Raw genomic sequence first — 19,117 nt, 5'->3', positions numbered from 1 at the left:
AGCCGCGAAGCTCCAAAGGCTAGGTCCCGCGCGGCTTGGCCCGGGCGGTGGCGGCGGCGAGCAGCGGGTTTTCCGGCCAGACATGCTTGGGATAGCGGCCGCGCATGTCGGCGCGTACGTCGGCCCAGGAGCCGCGCCAGAAGCCGGGCAGGTCGCGCGTCGTCTGGATCGGCCGGTGCGCCGGCGACAGGAGTTCGAGCGTCAGCGGCACAGTGCCATTGGCGATGGCGGGATGCCGGTCGAGCCCGAACAGTTCCTGCACGCGAACCGCCAGCACCGGCCATTCGCTGTCATAGCGGATAGGCACATGGCTGCCGGACGGAGCGTCGAAATGGGTTGGCGCCAGCGTATCGATCCTGCGCTGCAGATCATGCGGCACGAGGCTGGCCAGTCCGGCCGAGACAACACCTGCATCGATGGCGGCAAACGATGCCGCGCCGGCGAGGTAAGGCAGCAGCCAGTCGTCGAGGCGCTCGACGAGCGCGTCATCCGCCATATCGGGCCATGGCGCGCCCAGGCCGCGATGCAGCCAGCCAAGCCGCTGGCGCAGCGTTTGCGCCTCCTTGCTCCAGGTCAGCAGCGACAGCCCGTGCTGGCGCACGGCATCGAGGACGGCGCGGTCGGCGTCGGCCCCCGTTGGCGGCGGCAGCATGCGCTCGGCGAGCGTGATGGCGCCAAGGCGCACGGTTTCACGTACACGCACGGCGCGCTTGTCCCGATCGAAGCTCGTTTCACGGCGCGCCTCGATCCTGTCCGCCAACGCGACACGGACATCGTCCTCGCCGATCGCCGCTGCCGCCGTGATGCGCGCATTCTGTGCCTTGCCCTGCAGGTCGGCGACGACCAGAAACGGCTCGCCCGCCAGCGGATCGGCGGCGTCGAGCATGGCGCCGGAGCCGTTGGCCAGCACGAAACGGCCACGCTCGCCACGCGCCTTCGCCACCCGATCCGGCCAGGCGTGCACGAGCAGGGGACCGCCCGCCGCAGCTTCGCTGCCCTTCGCCCCGCCAGCCTGCCTTGCCAGCCTTTCGGCGAGTTGCTTGGCGGCGGTAGCGCGCGGAGATCTTTCCCCGCGAAAACGCATCAGCCGCCGCTCCAGATCGGCGCCGTCGCCACCGAGGCCGCGTTCGGTGAGGAGCACGGCGAACATTGCCGCCTCGAAGGCATGGCCGCTCCGGGATGCCTCGGCAACCATATGCGCCAACCGCACCGGCAGAGCGAGCTTGCGCATCGCTGCACCCGCCTCCGTCAGGCGCCCCGTGTGGTCGATGGCATCCAGCGCGCGCAGTAGCCCCCTTGCCTCATTGAGGGCCGGAACAGGCGGCGGATCGAGAAAAGCAAGCGCTGACGGATCGGCAACGCCGAAGGCAGCACAATCGAGCAGCAGTCCGGACAGATCGGCCTCAAGGATTTCCGGCGGCGTGAAAGCAGGAAGTGCAGCCGTTTGCTCGGCCCGCCACAGCCGGATGGCGACGCCTGGCTGCGTGCGCCCGGCACGGCCGGCGCGCTGGTCGGCGGAAGCCTTGCTGACACGCACGGTCTCCAGTCGGGTCAAGCCACTGGCCGGCTCATAGCGCGGCAGCCGCGACAGGCCGGAATCGATGACGACGCGCACGCCGTCGATGGTGATCGAGGTTTCGGCTATCGAGGTGGCCAGCACCACCTTGCGGCGGCCCGATGTTGCCGGCTTGATCGCCGCGTCCTGCGCCTTGCCGTCCAGCATGCCGTAGAGCGGGACGATGTCGGTATCGGTGCCGACCTTGCCGGCCAGCCGTTCGGCGGTGCGCTCGATCTCGCGCTGGCCGGGCAGGAAGGCAAGGACGCTGCCGCTCTCGTCGGCAAGGGCGGCGCGGATCGCCTTGGCCATCGCGTCCTCGATGGCGATGCCGGCCGGCCGTTCGTCATAACGGATATCGACGGGAAAGGCGCGACCCTCGCTTTCGACGACCGGCGCGCCCGACATGAGTTTGGCGACGCGCGCGCCGTCGAGCGTCGCCGACATCACAGCCAAGCGCAGATCCGGCCTGAGCGCCCCCTGCACGTCGAGCGCCAGAGCGAGACCGAAATCGCCGTCGAGCGAACGCTCGTGGAATTCGTCGAAAATGACAGCCGAAACACCGGGCAGTTCGGGATCGTCGAGGATCATGCGCGCCAGCACGCCTTCGGTGACGACCACGATCCTGGTCTTTGCCGAAATGCGGTTTTCCATGCGCATGGCGTAGCCGACGGTGGCGCCGGGTTCCTCACCAAGCAACTCAGCCATCCGGCGAGCGGCGGCGCGAGCGGCGAGGCGGCGCGGTTCAAGCAGGATGATCTTGCCGGCGCCGAGCCAAGGCGCGTCAAGCAGCGCCAGCGGCACCAGCGTGGTCTTGCCAGCGCCGGGCGGCGCCACCAGCACGGCGCTGTTGCCATCGCCAAGCGCTTCCCTCAGCGCCGGCAGCACGACGGACACAGGAAGCTCCGGCAGGGGTTTTGTGGTCATGGCGCCCGCATATCAGCGGTTACGGCCACGGCGCAACCAGAGTCGGTTCAAAGCCGGGTACGCGAAAACGGGTTCCAGCGCACGGTCCCCAGCCGCGCTTCCTCACGCACCATGGTCAACAGGCCGGCGCCGCCAACGACCGCCAGGCCAACCAGCGACAGCCCGTCCGGATATTCCTGGAAAAACAACGCGCCGAGGATCACCGCCCAGGCGATCTGCGAATAATGCGTCGGCACGACCCGGTTGGCAGGCGCGTATTTCATGGCCAGCAGTTGAAGGAATTGTCCACCTGCTGTGAAGGCACCGGCCGCCACCAACCACAGCAACTGCTTGCCGTCGGGAACGGTGAACGAGGTGGCGGCGGCACCGATGCCGTTGAACAGCAGGCCGTAGCCGACCAGCACGCCGAGCATGGTGGTGCGCTTTTCCTGCTGCGCCAGCGAGCGCATCAGGATGACGCTGGTGGCGGCGAGGAAGGCAACACCGAAGGCGGCAAGGTGGCCGAGATTGAGCTCGCGAAAGCCCGGCCGCACCACCAGCATGACACCGGCGAAACCGGCGACCACCGCCAGCCAGCGCCAGGGGCCGACCTTCTCCTTGAGGATCACCGTGGAGAGAATGGTGACGCAGAGCGGCGCCAGGAATATCAACGCATAGGACTCGGCCAGCGGAATGGTGGTGAAGGCGTAGACACTGAGCACGCCGGAAGCGATGCCCGCCCAGGCACGCGCCTGCACCGCCCATGGCCTTCTGGTGCGCCAGAAATCGCGCCAACGTTCGCCCGCGGGCCGCGTGAAGAACAGGAAGAAGCCCGCGAACAAGGTTATGAAAAAGCCGATCTCGAAGATCGTGAGCTGACCGCCCAGGCTTTTGACAACGGCATCGCTACCCGAATAGCTTGCGTAGGCGATCAGGGCGAGCAGGATTCCGTTCGTCACGTTGTTCCAATTCCGGGGAGAGAGTGGTTTGAAAATCCTGGCGCTCGGTGCGCATCCGGACGACATCGAGATCTTCATGTTCGGTACGATGGCCGCCTATGCTGCGCAAGGCGCAGAACTCACTTTTGCCATGGCCACGGATGGTGCCAGGGGCGGCACAAGTGATCCCGCTGTTCTCGCTCGTGTCCGTCGCGACGAAGCAACGGCCGCGGCCGCGCTGGTAGGCGCAGTGCCACGCTTCCTCGACTTCCCGGACGGCGAGCTGGTGGCCGATGCAGCGCTGATTGGAGCTCTGAAAGCACTGATCGGTCAAATCGGCCCGGATCTGGTGATCACGCATGCGCCCAACGATTATCATGCAGACCATCGCGCGCTGTCGGACGGCGTTCGTATCGCGGCGTCTTTCGCCGTCCCAGTGCTGCATGCCGACACGATGGGCGGCACCGGTTTTTCGCCGACGCACTATGTCGACATTTCCGCCCATGCCGACGTCAAGGCCGAGGCGATCCGCATGCATCAATCGCAGGATCCCGACCGCTTCGTCGACATTGCGCGGACACAGAACGCCTTTCGCGCCGGCCAGTGCAACGGCGCGCAAGGCTCATCGGCCGAAGCCTTCCGTTTCGAACCGTCGTTCCCGTTCGCCGATATCCGCGCGCTGCTGCCGCCGGCGCCGGCGATCCGCAAGGTGATGGTGAGCACCAGAAGGGTAGATTGAAAGCCGAGCCTGCCCCACGTCCCGGTCAGAATCGGCCTGAACAGCTTCGGTAAACCAGCCAGCGACCCGCGCTTTTCCCAACGTTTTCAGACATCGCCATAAGCATGCTGCGGCGCAGCAACGAATTCGCTTGCCTTGTTTAGTAAAAATTGCATCACTAAACAAATTACTAAACATCTGCAGTGTAACCGCGCAGCCATGTTTGGGCCCCTGAGGAGAGGGGTTGAGGGCTTTTTGAAACCGTCATCCGGGCGCGTTTCGCAAATGGGAGGAAGTCATGAAATCGAGCTTGAAACTGGCGTTGGGACTGACCTCGGCAATCACAGCGTCGACAGCCGTCGCGAACGTCGCGCACGCTGAAGACCTGACCCTGTGCTGGGCCGCCTGGGACCCGGCCAACGCACTTGTCGAACTGTCCAAGGATTTTACCAAGGAAACCGGTATCGGCATGAAATTCGAGTTCGTGCCGTGGACCAACTATGCCGACCGTTTTCTCAACGAACTGAACTCGCACGGCAAATTGTGCGACCTGATCATCGGTGACAGCCAGTGGATCGGCGGCGCTGCCGAGAACGGCCATTACGTCAAGCTGAACGACTTCTTCGACAAGGAGAAGATCAGCATGGACGATTTCGTGCCGGCAACCGTCGTCGGCTATTCGGAATGGCCGAAGAACACGCCGAACTACTGGGCGCTGCCGGCCATGGGCGACGTCGTCGGCTGGACCTACCGCAAGGACTGGTTCTCCAAGCCGGAACTGCAGAAGGAATTCAAGGAGAAGTACGGTTGGGATCTCGGCCCGCCAACCACTTTCGACCAGTTGAAGCAGGTCGCCGAGTTCTTCCAGAAGCGCGAGATCGACGGCAAGACCGTCTATGGCGCCTCGATCTACACCGAGCGCGGCTCCGAAGGCATCACCATGGGCGCCATGGACGTGCTCTACAGCTATGGCTTCCAGTACGAAAACCCCAAGAAGCCCTATGAAATGGAAGGCTTCGTCAACTCCGACAAGTCGGTCAAGGGGCTGGAATTCTACAAGGCGCTCTATGATTGCTGCACGCCGCCCGGTGCCTCGAACAGCTACATGGGCGAAGGCGTCGATGCCTTCAAATCCGGCCAGGTGGCGATGCACATGAACTTCGCCTTCACATGGCCGGGCCTGCAGAAGGACGAGAATGTCGGCGGCGACAAGATCGGTTACTTCGTCAACCCGAAGGGTCCCGACGGCGAGCAGTTCGCCCAGCTCGGCGGCCAGGGTATCTCCGTGGTGTCCTATTCCGACAAGCAGGAGGCGGCGCTGAAATACATCAAGTGGTTCGCCAACAAGGATGTGCAGGCCAAATGGTGGTCGCTCGGCGGCTATTCGTGCCTCAACGCGGTGGTCAAGGATCCGAAGTTCCCGGCCAGCCAGCCCTATGCGCAGACCTTCCTCGACTCGATGGCAATCGTGAAGGACTTCTGGGCCGAGCCGAGCTACGCCCCGCTGCTGCAGGCTTCGCAGAAACGCTTCCACGACTATGTCGTCGCCGGCCAGGGTTCGGCCAAGGATGCGCTCGACGGCCTGGTCAAGGACTGGACCCAGGTCTTCCAGGACGATGGCAAGATGTAACCAGCTCCTCCCGAGCTAAGCCAAGCATCCCGTGCCGCCCCTTGGCACGGGATGCAGTTCAGATAAATTCCATGACAGAGACGACCAAGTGACCGAAGCAGGACTCACCATGCTCAATCGGACCGCGGAGAACGTTGCCCGGGCGACCCCGGAACCGTTGGCCCGCAAGGTCCGGGGCATCAGCGACAAGGGCCTCGCCTGGCTGTTCATCTCGCCGACGATCCTGTTGCTGCTGGCCATCAACATCTTCCCGCTGTTCTGGGCGATCTATCTGTCGTTCACCAACTACCGGGCCAACCGCCCGAACGAGGTGGTGAAAAATCTCGGCCTTGCCAACTACCAGCGCATCCTCGGCGACAAGGATATCTGGATCGCCATGCAGACGACCGCGCATTTCGTGTTCTGGACGATCCTTTTGCAGACGCTGATCGGCTTCACGCTGGCCTGGCTGATCGACAGGAAGTTCCGAGGCCACGCCTTCTGGACGACGCTGATCCTGGTGCCGATGATGCTGTCGCCGGCGGTGGTCGGCAATTTCTGGCGCTTCCTCTATGAGCCGCAGATCGGCCTGTTCGCCTATGCGATCTCCTTTGTCACGAGGATTCCGCCGACCGATATCCAGATGCTCTCCAACGTGTCGCTGGCGCCCTGGTCGATCATCATCGTCGATACCTGGATGTGGACGCCCTACGTGATGCTGATCTGCCTCGCGGGCCTCCGCTCCATCCCCGAATACATCTACGAGGCGGCCGAGGTCGACCGCGCCTCGAACTGGCGGCAGTTCTGGTCGATCACGCTGCCGATGGCGCTGCCCTTCATCATGCTGGCGGTGCTGTTTCGCGGCATCGAGAACTTCAAGATGTTCGACATGGTCAATCTGTTGACCGGCGGCGGGCCGGGCTCGACGACCGAGGTCGCCTCGATAACGCTGAAGCGGCAGGCTTTCGAAAGCTGGCGCACCGGTTATTCCTCGGCCTTCGCCATCATCCTTTTCGTGGCGGTGTTCGGCCTGGCCAACATCTACGTCAAGGCGCTCAACAAGGTGAAGCAGAGATGAGCCTGACCACAGCCCATTCGGTCGTCGCACCGAGCAGCAACTCGAAACGGATCGCCGGCACGATCATCGTGCTTTACGCACTGATCTCGATCGTGCCGCTGCTGTGGATCTTCGCCACCAGCTTCAAGACGCCGCCGGATTCGATTGCCTATCCGCCCAAGATCCTGTTCCAGCCCAGCCTCGAGGGCTACTGCAATTTGTTCACGACGCGGACCCGGCAGACGCCGGAATACATCAACTCGCTGGGCCCGGCGACGGGCTTCTGCGACGAGACCACGCGCAAGCGCAACATGGTGATCGCCGGTCCGTCCAATTTCCTGCCGCGCTTCGTCAATTCGCTGATCATCGCCTTCGGTTCGACCTTCTGCGCCGTCTTCCTCGGCACACTGTCGGCTTACGGCTTTTCGCGCTTCAAGGTGCCGCTCGCCGACGACCTCCTGTTCTTCATCCTGTCGACGCGCTTCATGCCGCCGATCGCCGTCGCCATTCCGATCTATCTGATGTACCGCGAGCTTGGCCTGTCGGACACCGCGCTCGGCATGATCCTGCTCTACACGGCGGTCAATGTGTCGCTGGCTGTCTGGCTGCTGAAGGGCTTCATCGACGAGATCCCGCGCGAATATGAAGAAGCGGCAATGATCGACGGCTACACGCGGCTGCAGGCCTTCTGGCGCACCGTGCTGCCGCAGGCGACGACCGGCATAGCCGCGACCGCCATCTTCTGCCTGATCTTCGCCTGGAACGAGTATGCGTTCGCAGCGCTCCTGACCTCCGGCACGGCGCAGACCGCGCCGCCCTTCATCCCGACCATCATCGGCGAAGGCGGCCAGGACTGGCCGGCGGTCGCGGCCGGCACGACGATCTTCCTGGTGCCGATCCTGGTTTTCACCATCCTGCTTCGCAAGCAATTGCTGCGCGGCATCACCTTCGGCGCGGTGCGCAAATGAGCTTGACCAAGCCTGGGAACCGCAAATCGCGCTGGCCGGCCTGGGCACGGCGCGGGCTGATGGAAAACATCGCGACAGCGCTGATCGCCATCGGCTTCCTGATGCTGTTCCAGCCCTTCGCGCTGTCGCTCTACACCTACTCCTTCATCACCATGCTCGCTGGCACCGTGATGTTCATCATCGTCTCCAAGTTCCCGGAATAATCATGGCCGAAATCCGTGTCCAGCACCTGAGAAAGGCTTTCGGCGATTTCGTCGCCGTGCAGGATTCCAACTTCGTCGTCGAGGATGGCGAGTTCTTCGTCATGCTCGGCCCGTCCGGCTGCGGCAAGACGACGACCTTGCGCATGATCGCGGGGCTTGAGCTGCCGACCGGCGGCCAGATCCTGCTCGGCGGCGACGACGTTACCATGCTGCGGGCCCGCGAGCGCGACATCGCCTTCGTCTTCCAGCTGTTCGCGCTCTACCCGCACATGAATGTGCGCAAGAACATCGGCTTCCCGCTGCTGGCGCAAGGCATGCCTTCGGCCGAAATCCGCACGCGGGTCGAGGAAACGGCGAAGCTGCTGCGCATCGACCATCTGCTCAACAAATCCGTCTCCGGACTTGCCGGCGGCGACCGCCAGCGCGTCGCGCTCGGCCGCGCCATCGTGCGGCGGCCAAAATGCTTCCTGATGGATGAGCCGCTGGGAACCCTTGACACCGAATTCCGCGATTTGATGGTCCACGAGCTGCGCGAACTGCACAACCGCATCCATGCCACGACGGTCTATGTCACGCACGACCAGATGGAAGCGATGTCGATGGCCGACAAGATCGCGGTGATGAACCATGGCGTCATCGAGCAGTTCGGAAGCCCGCGCGAAATCTATGACCGCCCGGCGACCATGTTCGTCGCCGACTTCATCGGCTCGCCACCGATGAACTTTTTGGGATTTGGCGGCGGGCTCGCCAAGGGCGCCAGGGAGATCATCGTGCAAGGCGCGAAGGTCGCGGTGCCGGAGGTGCGCGAGGACATCGCACCTGGCGACATGGCGCTCGGCATCCGCCCTGAACACATCCGCTTCGACGACGCCTCAAAATTGCGCGGCGCCATCTACGGCACCGAATATCTCGGCACCACGCAGATCGTCGCGGTGGAGACGGCGGATGGCATCATCAAGGCACGCGTACCGGCCGAAATCAGGCTCGCCACCGGCGACCATGTCGGCCTGACGCTGAGCAGCGCGCGGCTGTCGCTGTTCGAGAAGGGATCGGGCCGCGCGGTGAGAACCGCGATCCACGATGTCGCCTCGGAACGGAGGGCCCAGCATGGCTGAGGTGCACATCAAGAACGTGACCAAGAGTTTCGGCGACCATGTCGCCGTCGACGGCCTCGACCTGCACATAGCAGATGGTGAATTCGTCGTGCTGCTCGGGCCAACCGGGGCCGGCAAGACGACGACGCTGCGGCTCATCGCCGGGTTGGAACGGCCGGACAGCGGCACGATCGAGATCGGCGGACACAATGCCACGACGCTGTCGCCGGCCGAGCGCGACACCGCCTTCGTCTTCCAGCAATATTCGCTCTATCCGCATCTGTCGGTCTTCGACAATCTCGCCTTTCCGCTGCGCTCGCCGGCGCGGAAAATGCCGGAAGACCAGATCCGCCGCCGGGTCGAGGAGGTGGCGAAGATGGTGCGCATCCATCACAAGCTCGCCAACCGCTCGACCAAGCTTTCGGGCGGCGAAATGCAGCGCGTCGCCATCGGCCGCGCGCTGGTGCGCAAACCGTCCATCTATCTGATGGACGAGCCGCTGTCATCGCTCGACGCCAAGCTGCGGGCGGATCTGCGGCTCGAGCTGAAGCGCATCCAGACCGAGCTCGGCGCCACCATGCTCTACGTCACCCACGACCAGATCGAGGCGATGACGATGGCAGACCGCATCGGCATCCTCACCGAGGGCGTGCTGGTGCAGATCGGCTCGCCGCGCACCATCTATTCAGAGCCGGCAAACCTGCATGTCGCGGCGAGGCTCGGCCAGCCGGCGATCAATCTTCTGCCGACCGGGCTGCTGCCTGACGGCGGCGCACCGGCCGGCACCAAGACGATCGGCGCGCGCACCGAGCATCTGACGATCGCGAAGGCCGCGAATGGCCATGCTGACGGCGTTGTCGACTGGGTCGAGCATCTCGGTGACCAGAACCATTTGCATGTGACGGTAGGCACCAAGAAACTGGTGACGCTGACCGATCCCGACACGGATCTGGCGCAGGGCGACAAAGTGGTGATCCGCTACCGGGCGCCGCTGTATTTCGGCGCCGATGGACAGCGATTGATGTGAGCGGTTTTCGGTGATTCAGCACCGGTTTTGACTTTGCCAGTACGGGACGAATCGATGAAGCACTTTTTCAATCGCAGGGAAACGATCGTCACCGAGGCGCTGGACGGCCTGCTACGAACCATTGGCTCCGGCGATCTCGCGCGCCTCGACGGCTATCCCGAGATCAAGGTCGTCCTGCGCGCCGACTGGGACAAGACGAAAGTCAGTGTCGTCTCCGGCGGCGGGGCCGGGCACGAGCCTTCACATGCCGGTTTCGTCGGCAGGGGCATGCTGACGGCGGCGGTTTCGGGCGAGATCTTTGCCTCGCCAAGCGTCGAAGCGGTGCTGGCGGCCATTCGCGCGGTCACCGGCCCGGCCGGCTGCCTGCTGATCGTCAAGAACTACACCGGCGACCGTCTCAATTTCGGCCTGGCGGCAGAGAAGGCGCGCGCCGAAGGGTTTCGTGTCGAGATGGTCATTGTCGCCGACGATATCGCTTTGCCCGACATCACCCAGCCGCGCGGCGTTGCCGGCACCTTGTTCGTGCACAAGATATCAGGCCACCTGTCGGAAGCCGGCCACGATCTGGCTGAAATCGCGGCAGCGGCGCGGGCGGCGGCCAAGGACATCGTTTCGCTCGGGATGTCGCTGTCGTCCTGCTCGATCCCGGGCCAGCCGCACGAAGACAGATTTGGCGAGAACGATGGCGAACTCGGCCTTGGCATTCACGGCGAGCCGGGCGTCGAGCGGATTGCGGTGCAGAGCGCCGACAGGCTGGTGGCGATCATGGCGGAGCGCCTTGCGAAGCGGCTTGATCCCAAGGCCACCTACGCCTTGCTGATCAACAATCTCGGCTCCGTGCCGCCGCTCGAAATGTCCGTTATCGCCAATGCGGTGCTTGCCTCGCCGTTGGCTAAAACCATCAAACTGACGATCGGCCCGGGCCCGCTGATGACGGCGCTCAACATGAACGGCTTCTCGCTGTCGCTGATCCGGCTGGATGCGGCGCGCGAAACCGCCTTGCAGGCGCCGGTCGGCCCGCATGCCTGGATACCGGCAAAGCCGGTTGTTTCACCTGCCGTCGTGCCGATGGCGAAAGCGGCCGGACAAAGCGTGGCACGCAAGCCCAGCCAGGATGCGCGGACCCGGTCTCTTCTCGTTACCATCTGCGAAAGGCTGATCGCGCTCGAAGCTACTTTGAACGGACTGGACGCCAAAACAGGCGACGGCGACACCGGTTCGACGGTGGCGACCGGCGCGCGCAGTGTTCTCGAGCGGCTCGACACGCTACCGCTTGCCGAGCCTGCAGCCACCCTTGGCGCGATAGGCGACATTCTGAGCGCGTCGATGGGCGGCTCCAGCGGCGTGCTGCTGTCGATCTTCTTCACGGCGGCGGCGCAGGCTCTGGGCGGCGGCGCGAGCCTGCCCAGAGCGCTGCTTGCCGGCCTTGAACGGATGACCTTTTATGGCGGCGCCAGAATTGGCGATAGAACCATGGTCGATGCGCTGGAGCCGGCGCTCAAAGCACTCGACGCGAACGGCCTGGAGGAGGCGGCAACAGCAGCCCGCCATGGTGCCGAGGCCACGGCCGCCATGGACAAGGCAAAAGCCGGGCGGTCGACCTATGTCGGCAGCAAGCTGCAAGGTGTGGTCGACCCCGGCGCTCACGCGGTCGCCGAAGTCTTCGCGGCGGCCGCGGCATTGCATGAAGCGGCCTGACGTATGCTCCAGTTGTCGAATGACCGTTCTTTCGATACTGCCGGCAAGATGGAAACCGGGAATGCGGGTGACATGGCGGCGTTGAACCTTGCCCGGCTGATCGCGGCCGCCGCGGATACGATCGCCGCGAACGCCGAGGAATTGACGGCGCTCGACCAGGCGATCGGCGACGGCGACCACGGGCTGAACATGAAGCGCGGCTTCGAGGCCGTGCGCGCCGAAGCCGAAGCATTTTCGGCCAAACCGCTGCCCGATGCCCTGAAGGCGATCGGCACCAAGCTGGTGATGACGGTCGGCGGCGCCTCCGGCCCGCTGTTCGGCACCCTGTTCCTGGCATTCGGCAAGGAGATTTCGGCGAAACCCGATCGCGCCAATCTGACGGCGGCGTTCGGCAAGGCGATCGAAGCTGTGGCAGCACGCGGCAAATCGCAGATCGGACAAAAAACCATGCTCGACGTGCTGCAGCCGGTGCATGACGCGCTGCTGCAGGGAAAGACAGCTCTTGAAATCGCCGATATCGCCGACGCCGCGGCCGACGCGACCGTCCCTATGAAAGCCTTGCGTGGCCGCGCCTCGTTCCTGGGCAACCGATCGATCGGTCATATGGACGCCGGCGCGCGCTCAACCGCGCTGCTGGTGCGCACAGTGGCGCACAGCCTCGGGGAAAGCGCATGAGCAATGTCGGCATCGTCATCGTCTCGCATTCGCCGCTGGTTGCCGAGGGCACGGCCGACATGGTGCGGCAGATGGTGGGCGACGAAGTGCCGCTTGCATGGTGCGGCGGAAACGGCCATGGCGGGCTCGGCACCAATGTCGAGGCGATCATGGGCGCCATCGACAAGGCCTGGTCGGAAGCCGGTGTCGCCATTCTGGTCGATCTCGGCGGCGCCGAGACCAACTCGGAAATGGCGGTGGAGATGATCGGCGAGCCACGGTCGCACAAGATCATAGTCTGCAACGCGCCGATCGTCGAAGGCGCGGTGATGGCAGCGACCGAGGCCTCCGGCGGCGCCTCGCTGCGGGAAGTGGTGGCGACGGCACATGAATTGTCGCCGTCGTGAACGAACGGGAATTTTGAAAGACATGTCCGCATCCGCCGAAGCGACCGTTGTGATCACCCACGAGGTGGGTCTGCACGCGCGTCCTTCGGTGAAGTTCACCAAGCTGGCCAAGAGTTTTGCCGCCGAGGTGGAGATCGCGCTCGCCGCCAATGGACCATGGTTCGACGCCAAGAGCATCGTCAAGGTGATGGCGGCCAAGGCGCCGAAGGGCACCGTGCTGCACATCAGGGCCAGCGGTGACGGCGCCAATGATGCCGTCGACGCGTTGGTCGAACTGGTGCGGCGCGATTTCGACGAAGGCGCGGACCATGTCCGAACCGCTTAGACTGCAAGGCATTTCGGCGTCGGCCGGCTATGCCGAGGGGCCACTGTTCGACCTCGACCAGACTGTCGTATCCTATGTCGGCAAACAAACAGCCGACGACGAGAAGGCCGCGCTCGAAGCCGCAATCGCCGTCGCGACAAGCCGTCTCACCGCATTGAGCGAGATGGCCGAGGGCGATGCCGCCGACATTCTCGAGTTTCAGATCGCCATGCTGCAAGACGATGCGCTGAGCAGCCCGGCCTTTGCCGCGATCCGCACCGGCCTGCCAGCCGACAAAGCCTGGCGGCAAGCGCTTGATACCGAGATTGCCGGCTACGACGCTTCAGACCAGGATTATTTCCGCGCACGGGCCGCCGACATACGCGATATCAGGGACCAGGTGCTGCGGGCGCTGTCCGAGGATGGCGACGTCCAGGCGCCAACCGGCGCCATCCTCTACGGCTGGGATATCGCGCCGACGCGTTTTCTCGAAACCGACTGGAGCCGCGGCGGCGGCATCGCACTGAAGGCGGGCAGCACCGCCAGCCACGTCGCCATGCTGGCGCGTTCGCGCGGCGTGCCGATGGTTGTCGGGTTGGGCACTTCGCTGGCTCGTCTAACCGGCACAGCGCTGCTCGACGCCGAACATGGCGGCATTGTGCTGTCACCCTCCAAGACTGAAATCGCTGCTTTTCGCCAATCGTCCTCATCATTCCGGGCGCGCAGCGACCGGGCCGGGACGTTCCTGGCGCGACCGGCGGTGACCAAGGCCGGCACGGCGGTGCGCGTGCAGGTCAACATCGCCGACCCGTCCGATGTCGACCTCATCGACATTACGACCTGCGACGGAGTCGGGTTGATGCGCACCGAATTCCTGTTCGGCAAGACGCTGCCGGATGAGGAGACGCAGTATCGCGCCTATCGCAAGGTGCTGGAGTGGGCCGGTGAAAAACCGGTGACGATCCGCACCGTTGACGCCGGCGGCGACAAGCCGGTGCCCGGCTTTACGGTCGAGGAGAGCAATCCGTTTCTCGGCCTGCGCGGGATCAGGCTGTCGCTGGCAAGACCCGAGGTGTTTCGTGTACAGATCCGGGCGCTGCTGCGCGCCGCTGTCCATGGCAGCCTGAAAGTGATGTTCCCTATGATCGCCATTGTGGAGGAATACCGACAGGCAGCGGCGATGTTCGCCGAAGAGCAGACTGCACTTGCCGCACGCGGCGTCGCACACAACATGCCGCCGCTCGGCATCATGGTCGAAGTGCCTTCGGTGGCGATCGTACCGGAAGCCTTTACCGATGCCGCCTTCTTCTCGATCGGCTCCAATGATCTCACCCAGTATGTCATGGCGGCCGCCCGCGACAACGCTGCCGTGGCGCATCTCAATTCGGTCCGTCATCCGGCCGTGCTGCGGCTGATCGCTGCCGTGACGGCGTTTGGCCAGCGGGAAGAGATCCCGGTCAGCCTGTGCGGCGATGCAGCCGGCGATCCAGCCTCGATCCCGTCACTGATCGAGGCCGGCCTGCGCGATCTTTCCGTCGCGCCGGCGCAACTCGCCATGGCCAAGGCGGCCGTCGCGGACGTTTCTGTCTAGGCGCGGCCGGCATGGTCGACAGGACACCCGAACCCGGTTCCGAAGAGGCGATCCGCGCCTACAAGACGATCCTGTCGCAGGTCATCGACCAGCGCCCGTCCGGTATGCGCCAGCGCCTGGCCGATGCGCTCGGCAAGCACCGCAGCTTCGTCACGCAGATTTCCAGTCCTGCCTATTCGATCCCGATTCCGTCAAAACATTTGCCGGCTATATTTTCCGTCTGCCATTTCAGCCCGGCCGAGCGCGACCAGTTTCTCGCCGCCTATCACCAGGCGCATCCAGGCAAGATGTCGATCGCATCAGGCATGCGCAAGACGCGGCATGTCTCGCTGATCGTGCCGGATTTCGGCGACGACAAGCAGAACGCCGCGCTCGATAAGGCGGTGAACGATTTTATCCAAAAGATCACCAGCATCACCGGCAAGAGTGGCTGATCGAACTCTTGTTTTACGCAATTCCGGACGGAAAACCGCGATACACTTTTCCTGGAATTGCTTTGGAAGGCCTATTTCGGGAGGAGACGGCCGTGAAGAAGTTTATCAATTCGGTGGACACGGTGCTGACCGAAAGCCTCGACGGCTTCGTCGCCGCCCATGCCGACATCCTCGTGCTCGGCGACGCGCACAAATTCATCCGCCGAAAGACCTTGCGGCCGGGCAAGGTGGCGCTGATCTCCGGCGGCGGTTCCGGTCACGAGCCGCTGCATGGCGGCTTTGTCGGTCACGGCATGCTGGACGCCGCCTGCCCCGGCCAGGTATTCACCTCGCCGACACCGGACCAGATGCTGGCGGCGGCAGAGGCCGTCGACACCGGCGCCGGCTGCCTGTTCATCGTCAAGAACTATGAGGGCGACGTCATGAATTTCGAGATGGCGGCCGAAATGTCGGAAGGCGTCCAGCAGATCGTGACCAATGACGATGTCGCGGTCGAGAATTCTTCCTATACGACGGGCCGGCGTGGCGTCGCCGGCACGCTGGTGGTGGAAAAGATCGTCGGCGCGGCGGCCGAACACGGCCTGGCTCTGGCGTCGCTGAAGGCGCTTGGCGACCGCGTCAACGCTGCTACCCGCTCGATGGGCGTGGCGCTGACCAGTTGCACCGTGCCGGCGGCGGGCAAGCCGACTTTCGATATCGGCGACGGCGAGATGGAGTTCGGCGTCGGCATCCATGGCGAGCCCGGCCGCCGGCGCGATGCGCTGAAAAGCGCCGATGCGATCGCGCAGGAGATTTGCGCCGCGATCCTCGGCGATCTCGGCGACAAAGCGAAAGGCCCGGCGCTGCTGTTCGTCAACGGCTTCGGCGGCACGCCGCTGATGGAACTCTATCTGATGTACAACAGCGCACGGCTAATCTTCGAGAAGCATGGCGTGACGGTGACCCGTTCGCTGGTCGGCTCCTACGTCACCTCGCTCGATATGGCCGGCTGCTCGATCACGCTGACCATGCTCGACGACGAGACGACCGCATTCTGGGACGCGCCGGTACACACTGCGGCGCTGCGCTGGGGCATGTAAAAGCTGGCTTACATTAGGCTTTTCTGCAACCATTCCTGACTTGCTCGCAATGCTAGCTGGGTTGATGCTGCCACCGCTTACTTCCGCCGAAGAAAGACTCTTGCTGCGCTTCGCTGACCCCGAGGCGGCGGCAGGCGGCGAAGATTTGTCGGCAAAGACGCTGACGGCGCTGCTCGACAATGCCGAGTTTCACGGCGTGCTGCCGATCATGTTGCGCAAGCTCAGCGGGGACGCGCGGCTGCCAGCGGATGCCGACCTGCACGGCAAGCTGGAGGATCTGCGCCAGAAGGCAACGATCGCCACCGGCCAGTCGATGCTGTTGAAGTATCATGGCGACCGCATCATGAAGGGATTGGCGGCGGACAATATTCCGGCGCGGATCGTCAAGGGACCCGTCTTCGCGCGAAAGCTCTACCGCAACGTCGCCGACAGGCCCTTCACCGACATCGACATCCTGGTCGAACCCGCCAATCTGGCCAGGGCAAACCAGGTGATCGCGGCATGCGGCTTCGAGCTTGGCAGCAACGAGGCCGAATCCTACGAATTGCAGGAATTCAAATGGCTGGAAAAAGAGAATTCCAGCCTGCTGGTCGAACTGCATGGCGACCTCGTGCATGACACCGGCATGCGGCGGCGCCTGTCGCTGGGTTTCCCTGAATTGCGCGCCATCGACGGCGAAGCCACGGACACGCCGGCGGCTCTTCTAACGATCGCCATCGTGCACGCCGCCGGCGGCCACAAATTCCACCGCCTGCAGCTTTGCGTCGACGTGCTGCAAGGCGTGCGGGCGCTGCAATCACCCGAAGCGGAAGCACGCCTGTTCGACGCTGCCCGTATGACCGGCATCGAACTGGAGTTGGCAATCGTGCTCAATGTGACCGGCCAGCTGTTCGACGAGAGCCGCGCGCTCGAACTCGCCGGCCGCATCAAGCCCGACCTCTCCATACGGCTGGCCAGGCGGTTGATCACAACGAATACGCTGCTTGGCGTCAATTCCAGGGACAGACTGGGCTCACGCCTGCGCCGCGACGCCTTCCGGTGGATTCAGAGATTGGCCAAGGCCAGGCCGCAAGTAGCCTGACTTGACGTCAATCCAGGGTGCCGCGGATCAGCGCCGCAGCGTCAGCCGGGCGCGCGCCTACTTCGAGCTGGAAGGTCGGCACCGCATTGACCAGCCCGGCGATGGTCGCCAGCCTGCGCTTCTGCATCGGCAGCAGCCCGGTCATGCCGGTGCGGACATTGTCGACTGCCAGCGCCACCATCGCGTCGGTCCTGGCCATGGCGACGAGCCGGGTCTGCCCGTCGGCGGAACGCGCCAGGTGCAGAAGCGCCGCCACCGGCCGGGCGGATGCGTTTTCCACCCGGATGATACCGCCCAACCGTTCTAACGAGACCGGCTGTTCGCCGTTGCGATCCCACGTCTGGCCAAGGCATGGCGCCACCTGCGGGATCATTTCGGCAGTCTTCCGGTGGATTTTGACGGCGCGCGGCAAGCCCCAGGCTACAACCTTGCCCGAAGCGACATTCAGGATCATGGCGTCGTCGGAGCAGAGGCCAAAGCCCTGTGTTGCCAGCGCCAGCGACGTCGTGGTCTTGCCGGTGCCGCTCGGGGCGTGGATCAGCACCACCGCATCGCGGTCAGGCAAGGTCAGCCCGGCCGTATGCAGCATATGCTGGCCACCGGCGTCGAGCGCGGCATCCAGGACCAACATCGACGGCGTCCAGGCGGCTTTCGTACCGGTGCTAATCCGGAGTTCGGCCCAACCTTCCCCACCATTGATCGCAACGGTTTGGCGCCCGGGAAAGACCAGATGGACAATGCCGCCATCCTCGATCATCCGGCAGGGACCATCCTCCGGCACCTCGCCATCGAAGACCAGGGATCCATTGGGTGTCTCGTCCAGCGTGTCTGTTTCGGTGATCTCAAGACGAAAGTCCGGCGCGACGGGTTCCTCTATGCGCAGGCTGCCCAGCATCCGGTCGAAATCCTGCCACAGCTCGGAGCGCTCGGCCGATATGCCAAGGATCAGGCCGTTGAGGCCATAGCAGGCTGAAGGTCTGGTCAAGCGGGACGCGCCTTTACGGCATCGGCATGATGACGATAGATCTCGACCATGCCGGGAAGCTTGTCGCTGACCACCGGCTTGCCGTCGAGGCAGACCCAGCAATGCGCCGATAGACGCTGCGCTTGCATCGACTGCGGTTCGACGCCGAAGCGCAGGTCCGGATCGAAGCCGGCTAGTCGCAGGAAACGATGACCGAGCAGACCTTCCCTCAAGCACCTGCGGTCACGCATCAGCCAGGGATGGCGGACCGTGCGGTTGACGCTCGCGACGATGTAGGCGGACGCCAGACCGCGATAGGGCGTCGACGAGGCGAGCGGCGCCCATTTGAGCACCTCCTCGAAGCTCCGGTTGGTGACAAGGACCGGCATCAGCCGCGCGCTCGCCCAGAGATGGCAGCGAAAAAGAGCGCGCAGGAGCGGGCCGTCAGCCATCAAGCACCTGGCGCGGCGAGGATACCTTCCGAGATCAGATCCGTGGCCAGTGCCGCCATGTCCTGATCGAGCGTCCCCTTGTCGACCTCGAACTCCTCGCAAAGCAGGTCGACGATCTGGTCGAGGTTGCGCGCGCCGTCCACCTTGTCGAGAAAGGCTTCGGTCGTGCCGTTGCATGTATAGAGCTGGCCGCTGCGCGCCAAAAGCACGACTGCGCCATCGCCCACATGCTGCACCGAGGCATCCTCGGCCAGCCGCAGAACGGTTCCAGAGACTATTTCCACCACGCCCCCTCCAAGCCATGCTCATCCCGGAAATCAGATAGCGCGGAGGTGGAGCGCTGTCTATCGGCCGATCACGGGAGCCCAGTTCAGGGGA

At 64.2% G+C, this 19,117-nt stretch carries 20 protein-coding genes; 15 read left to right on the top strand and 5 right to left on the bottom strand.

Annotation, left to right across the window (positions count from 1 at the left end; all coding sequences use genetic code 11):
* Nucleotides 1-19 precede the first annotated feature (19 nt).
* Nucleotides 20-2,482, bottom strand: coding sequence for an ATP-dependent helicase HrpB (gene hrpB, locus EN990_RS09255; RefSeq protein WP_127388288.1), 2,463 nt, complete (start codon nt 2,480-2,482; stop codon nt 20-22).
* 47 nt (nt 2,483-2,529) lie between these two features.
* Nucleotides 2,530-3,420 (bottom strand): DMT family transporter, encoded by an 891-nt coding sequence (locus EN990_RS09250; RefSeq protein ID WP_127369036.1) that lies wholly within the window; start codon nt 3,418-3,420, stop codon nt 2,530-2,532.
* A gap of 28 nt (nt 3,421-3,448) precedes the next feature.
* On the opposite strand from EN990_RS09250, the gene EN990_RS09245 reads away from it, so the two are divergent.
* The 15 genes from EN990_RS09245 to EN990_RS09175 all read left to right on the top strand — a co-directional run bounded on the left by EN990_RS09245 (nt 3,449) and on the right by EN990_RS09175 (nt 17,323).
* Complete coding sequence (locus tag EN990_RS09245; RefSeq protein WP_063169898.1) at nt 3,449-4,138, top strand: PIG-L deacetylase family protein; 690 nt, start codon at nt 3,449-3,451, stop codon at nt 4,136-4,138.
* 277 nt (nt 4,139-4,415) lie between these two features.
* Entirely contained in the window at nt 4,416-5,747 is a 1,332-nt protein-coding gene (locus EN990_RS09240; protein WP_027164284.1) for an ABC transporter substrate-binding protein, read from the top strand.
* A gap of 109 nt (nt 5,748-5,856) precedes the next feature.
* Nucleotides 5,857-6,804, top strand: a complete 948-nt coding sequence (locus tag EN990_RS09235; protein WP_013528078.1) for a sugar ABC transporter permease — start codon at nt 5,857-5,859, stop codon at nt 6,802-6,804.
* The gene (locus tag EN990_RS09230) at nt 6,801-7,751 is read left to right on the top strand and encodes a carbohydrate ABC transporter permease (RefSeq protein ID WP_013528079.1); all 951 of its coding nucleotides are present in this window, start codon (nt 6,801-6,803) and stop codon (nt 7,749-7,751) included. Before EN990_RS09235 ends, EN990_RS09230 begins: the two co-directional genes overlap by 4 nt.
* A complete protein-coding gene (locus EN990_RS09225; RefSeq protein WP_013528080.1) occupies nt 7,748-7,954 on the top strand; it encodes a hypothetical protein in 207 nt (68 codons plus the stop codon). Before EN990_RS09230 ends, EN990_RS09225 begins: the two co-directional genes overlap by 4 nt.
* Nucleotides 7,955-7,956: 2 nt before the next feature.
* Nucleotides 7,957-9,069, top strand: coding sequence for an ABC transporter ATP-binding protein (locus EN990_RS09220; RefSeq protein ID WP_013528081.1), 1,113 nt, complete (start codon nt 7,957-7,959; stop codon nt 9,067-9,069).
* The gene (locus EN990_RS09215) at nt 9,062-10,075 is read left to right on the top strand and encodes an ABC transporter ATP-binding protein (protein WP_013528082.1); all 1,014 of its coding nucleotides are present in this window, start codon (nt 9,062-9,064) and stop codon (nt 10,073-10,075) included. Before EN990_RS09220 ends, EN990_RS09215 begins: the two co-directional genes overlap by 8 nt.
* Before the next feature lie 54 nt (nt 10,076-10,129).
* Nucleotides 10,130-11,773, top strand: a complete 1,644-nt coding sequence (locus tag EN990_RS09210) for a dihydroxyacetone kinase subunit DhaK (protein ID WP_127370065.1) — start codon at nt 10,130-10,132, stop codon at nt 11,771-11,773.
* Nucleotides 11,774-11,845: 72 nt separating this feature from the next.
* Nucleotides 11,846-12,448, top strand: coding sequence for a dihydroxyacetone kinase subunit DhaL (dhaL, locus tag EN990_RS09205; RefSeq protein ID WP_127370067.1), 603 nt, complete (start codon nt 11,846-11,848; stop codon nt 12,446-12,448).
* The gene (gene dhaM, locus EN990_RS09200) at nt 12,445-12,834 is read left to right on the top strand and encodes a dihydroxyacetone kinase phosphoryl donor subunit DhaM (protein ID WP_013528085.1); all 390 of its coding nucleotides are present in this window, start codon (nt 12,445-12,447) and stop codon (nt 12,832-12,834) included. Before dhaL ends, dhaM begins: the two co-directional genes overlap by 4 nt.
* A gap of 22 nt (nt 12,835-12,856) precedes the next feature.
* On the top strand, nt 12,857-13,159 hold the full coding sequence (locus EN990_RS09195; protein ID WP_013528086.1) for an HPr family phosphocarrier protein: 303 nt from the start codon (nt 12,857-12,859) through the stop codon (nt 13,157-13,159).
* Entirely contained in the window at nt 13,143-14,729 is a 1,587-nt protein-coding gene (gene ptsP, locus EN990_RS09190) for a phosphoenolpyruvate--protein phosphotransferase (protein ID WP_127384624.1), read from the top strand. The genes EN990_RS09195 and ptsP overlap by 17 nt, the downstream gene beginning before the upstream one ends.
* Before the next feature lie 11 nt (nt 14,730-14,740).
* Entirely contained in the window at nt 14,741-15,163 is a 423-nt protein-coding gene (locus EN990_RS09185) for a hypothetical protein (protein WP_013528088.1), read from the top strand.
* Nucleotides 15,164-15,255: 92 nt separating this feature from the next.
* On the top strand, nt 15,256-16,242 hold the full coding sequence (gene dhaK, locus EN990_RS09180; RefSeq protein WP_063173532.1) for a dihydroxyacetone kinase subunit DhaK: 987 nt from the start codon (nt 15,256-15,258) through the stop codon (nt 16,240-16,242).
* A gap of 100 nt (nt 16,243-16,342) precedes the next feature.
* Nucleotides 16,343-17,323 (top strand): nucleotidyltransferase family protein, encoded by a 981-nt coding sequence (locus EN990_RS09175; protein ID WP_224618437.1) that lies wholly within the window; start codon nt 16,343-16,345, stop codon nt 17,321-17,323.
* A gap of 7 nt (nt 17,324-17,330) precedes the next feature.
* Here EN990_RS09175 and EN990_RS09170 read toward each other — a convergent pair whose 3' ends face one another.
* Genes EN990_RS09170 through EN990_RS09160 form a run of 3 tightly spaced genes read right to left on the bottom strand, consistent with a single transcriptional unit; the run spans nt 17,331 to nt 19,026 of the window.
* Nucleotides 17,331-18,308, bottom strand: a complete 978-nt coding sequence (locus tag EN990_RS09170) for a hypothetical protein (RefSeq protein ID WP_013528091.1) — start codon at nt 18,306-18,308, stop codon at nt 17,331-17,333.
* A complete protein-coding gene (locus EN990_RS09165) occupies nt 18,305-18,739 on the bottom strand; it encodes a lasso peptide biosynthesis B2 protein (RefSeq protein WP_013528092.1) in 435 nt (144 codons plus the stop codon). The genes EN990_RS09170 and EN990_RS09165 overlap by 4 nt, the downstream gene beginning before the upstream one ends.
* The gene (locus tag EN990_RS09160) at nt 18,739-19,026 is read right to left on the bottom strand and encodes a PqqD family protein (protein WP_032898709.1); all 288 of its coding nucleotides are present in this window, start codon (nt 19,024-19,026) and stop codon (nt 18,739-18,741) included. The genes EN990_RS09165 and EN990_RS09160 overlap by 1 nt, the downstream gene beginning before the upstream one ends.
* Between the last annotated feature and the right edge of the window lie 91 nt (nt 19,027-19,117).

This window comes from Mesorhizobium sp. M7A.F.Ca.US.005.03.1.1 (assembly GCF_003997975.1).
Lineage (GTDB): Bacteria > Pseudomonadota > Alphaproteobacteria > Rhizobiales > Rhizobiaceae > Mesorhizobium > Mesorhizobium ciceri.
The sequence above is the reverse complement of the archived record's forward strand: the minus strand, read 5'-3'. Positions and strand labels throughout refer to the sequence as shown.

Coding starts and splice junctions, on each gene's coding strand:
- dhaL (WP_127370067.1), top strand. CDS start 11,846: ATGGCGGCGTTGAACCTTGCCCGGCTGATCGCGGCCGCCGCGGATACG.
- EN990_RS09230 (WP_013528079.1), top strand. CDS start 6,801: ATGAGCCTGACCACAGCCCATTCGGTCGTCGCACCGAGCAGCAACTCG.
- hrpB (WP_127388288.1), bottom strand. CDS start 2,482: ATGACCACAAAACCCCTGCCGGAGCTTCCTGTGTCCGTCGTGCTGCCG.
- EN990_RS09215 (WP_013528082.1), top strand. CDS start 9,062: ATGGCTGAGGTGCACATCAAGAACGTGACCAAGAGTTTCGGCGACCAT.
- EN990_RS09195 (WP_013528086.1), top strand. CDS start 12,857: ATGTCCGCATCCGCCGAAGCGACCGTTGTGATCACCCACGAGGTGGGT.
- EN990_RS09240 (WP_027164284.1), top strand. CDS start 4,416: ATGAAATCGAGCTTGAAACTGGCGTTGGGACTGACCTCGGCAATCACA.
- EN990_RS09165 (WP_013528092.1), bottom strand. CDS start 18,739: ATGGCTGACGGCCCGCTCCTGCGCGCTCTTTTTCGCTGCCATCTCTGG.
- EN990_RS09225 (WP_013528080.1), top strand. CDS start 7,748: ATGAGCTTGACCAAGCCTGGGAACCGCAAATCGCGCTGGCCGGCCTGG.
- EN990_RS09220 (WP_013528081.1), top strand. CDS start 7,957: ATGGCCGAAATCCGTGTCCAGCACCTGAGAAAGGCTTTCGGCGATTTC.
- ptsP (WP_127384624.1), top strand. CDS start 13,143: ATGTCCGAACCGCTTAGACTGCAAGGCATTTCGGCGTCGGCCGGCTAT.
- EN990_RS09210 (WP_127370065.1), top strand. CDS start 10,130: ATGAAGCACTTTTTCAATCGCAGGGAAACGATCGTCACCGAGGCGCTG.
- dhaM (WP_013528085.1), top strand. CDS start 12,445: ATGAGCAATGTCGGCATCGTCATCGTCTCGCATTCGCCGCTGGTTGCC.
- EN990_RS09185 (WP_013528088.1), top strand. CDS start 14,741: ATGGTCGACAGGACACCCGAACCCGGTTCCGAAGAGGCGATCCGCGCC.
- EN990_RS09235 (WP_013528078.1), top strand. CDS start 5,857: ATGCTCAATCGGACCGCGGAGAACGTTGCCCGGGCGACCCCGGAACCG.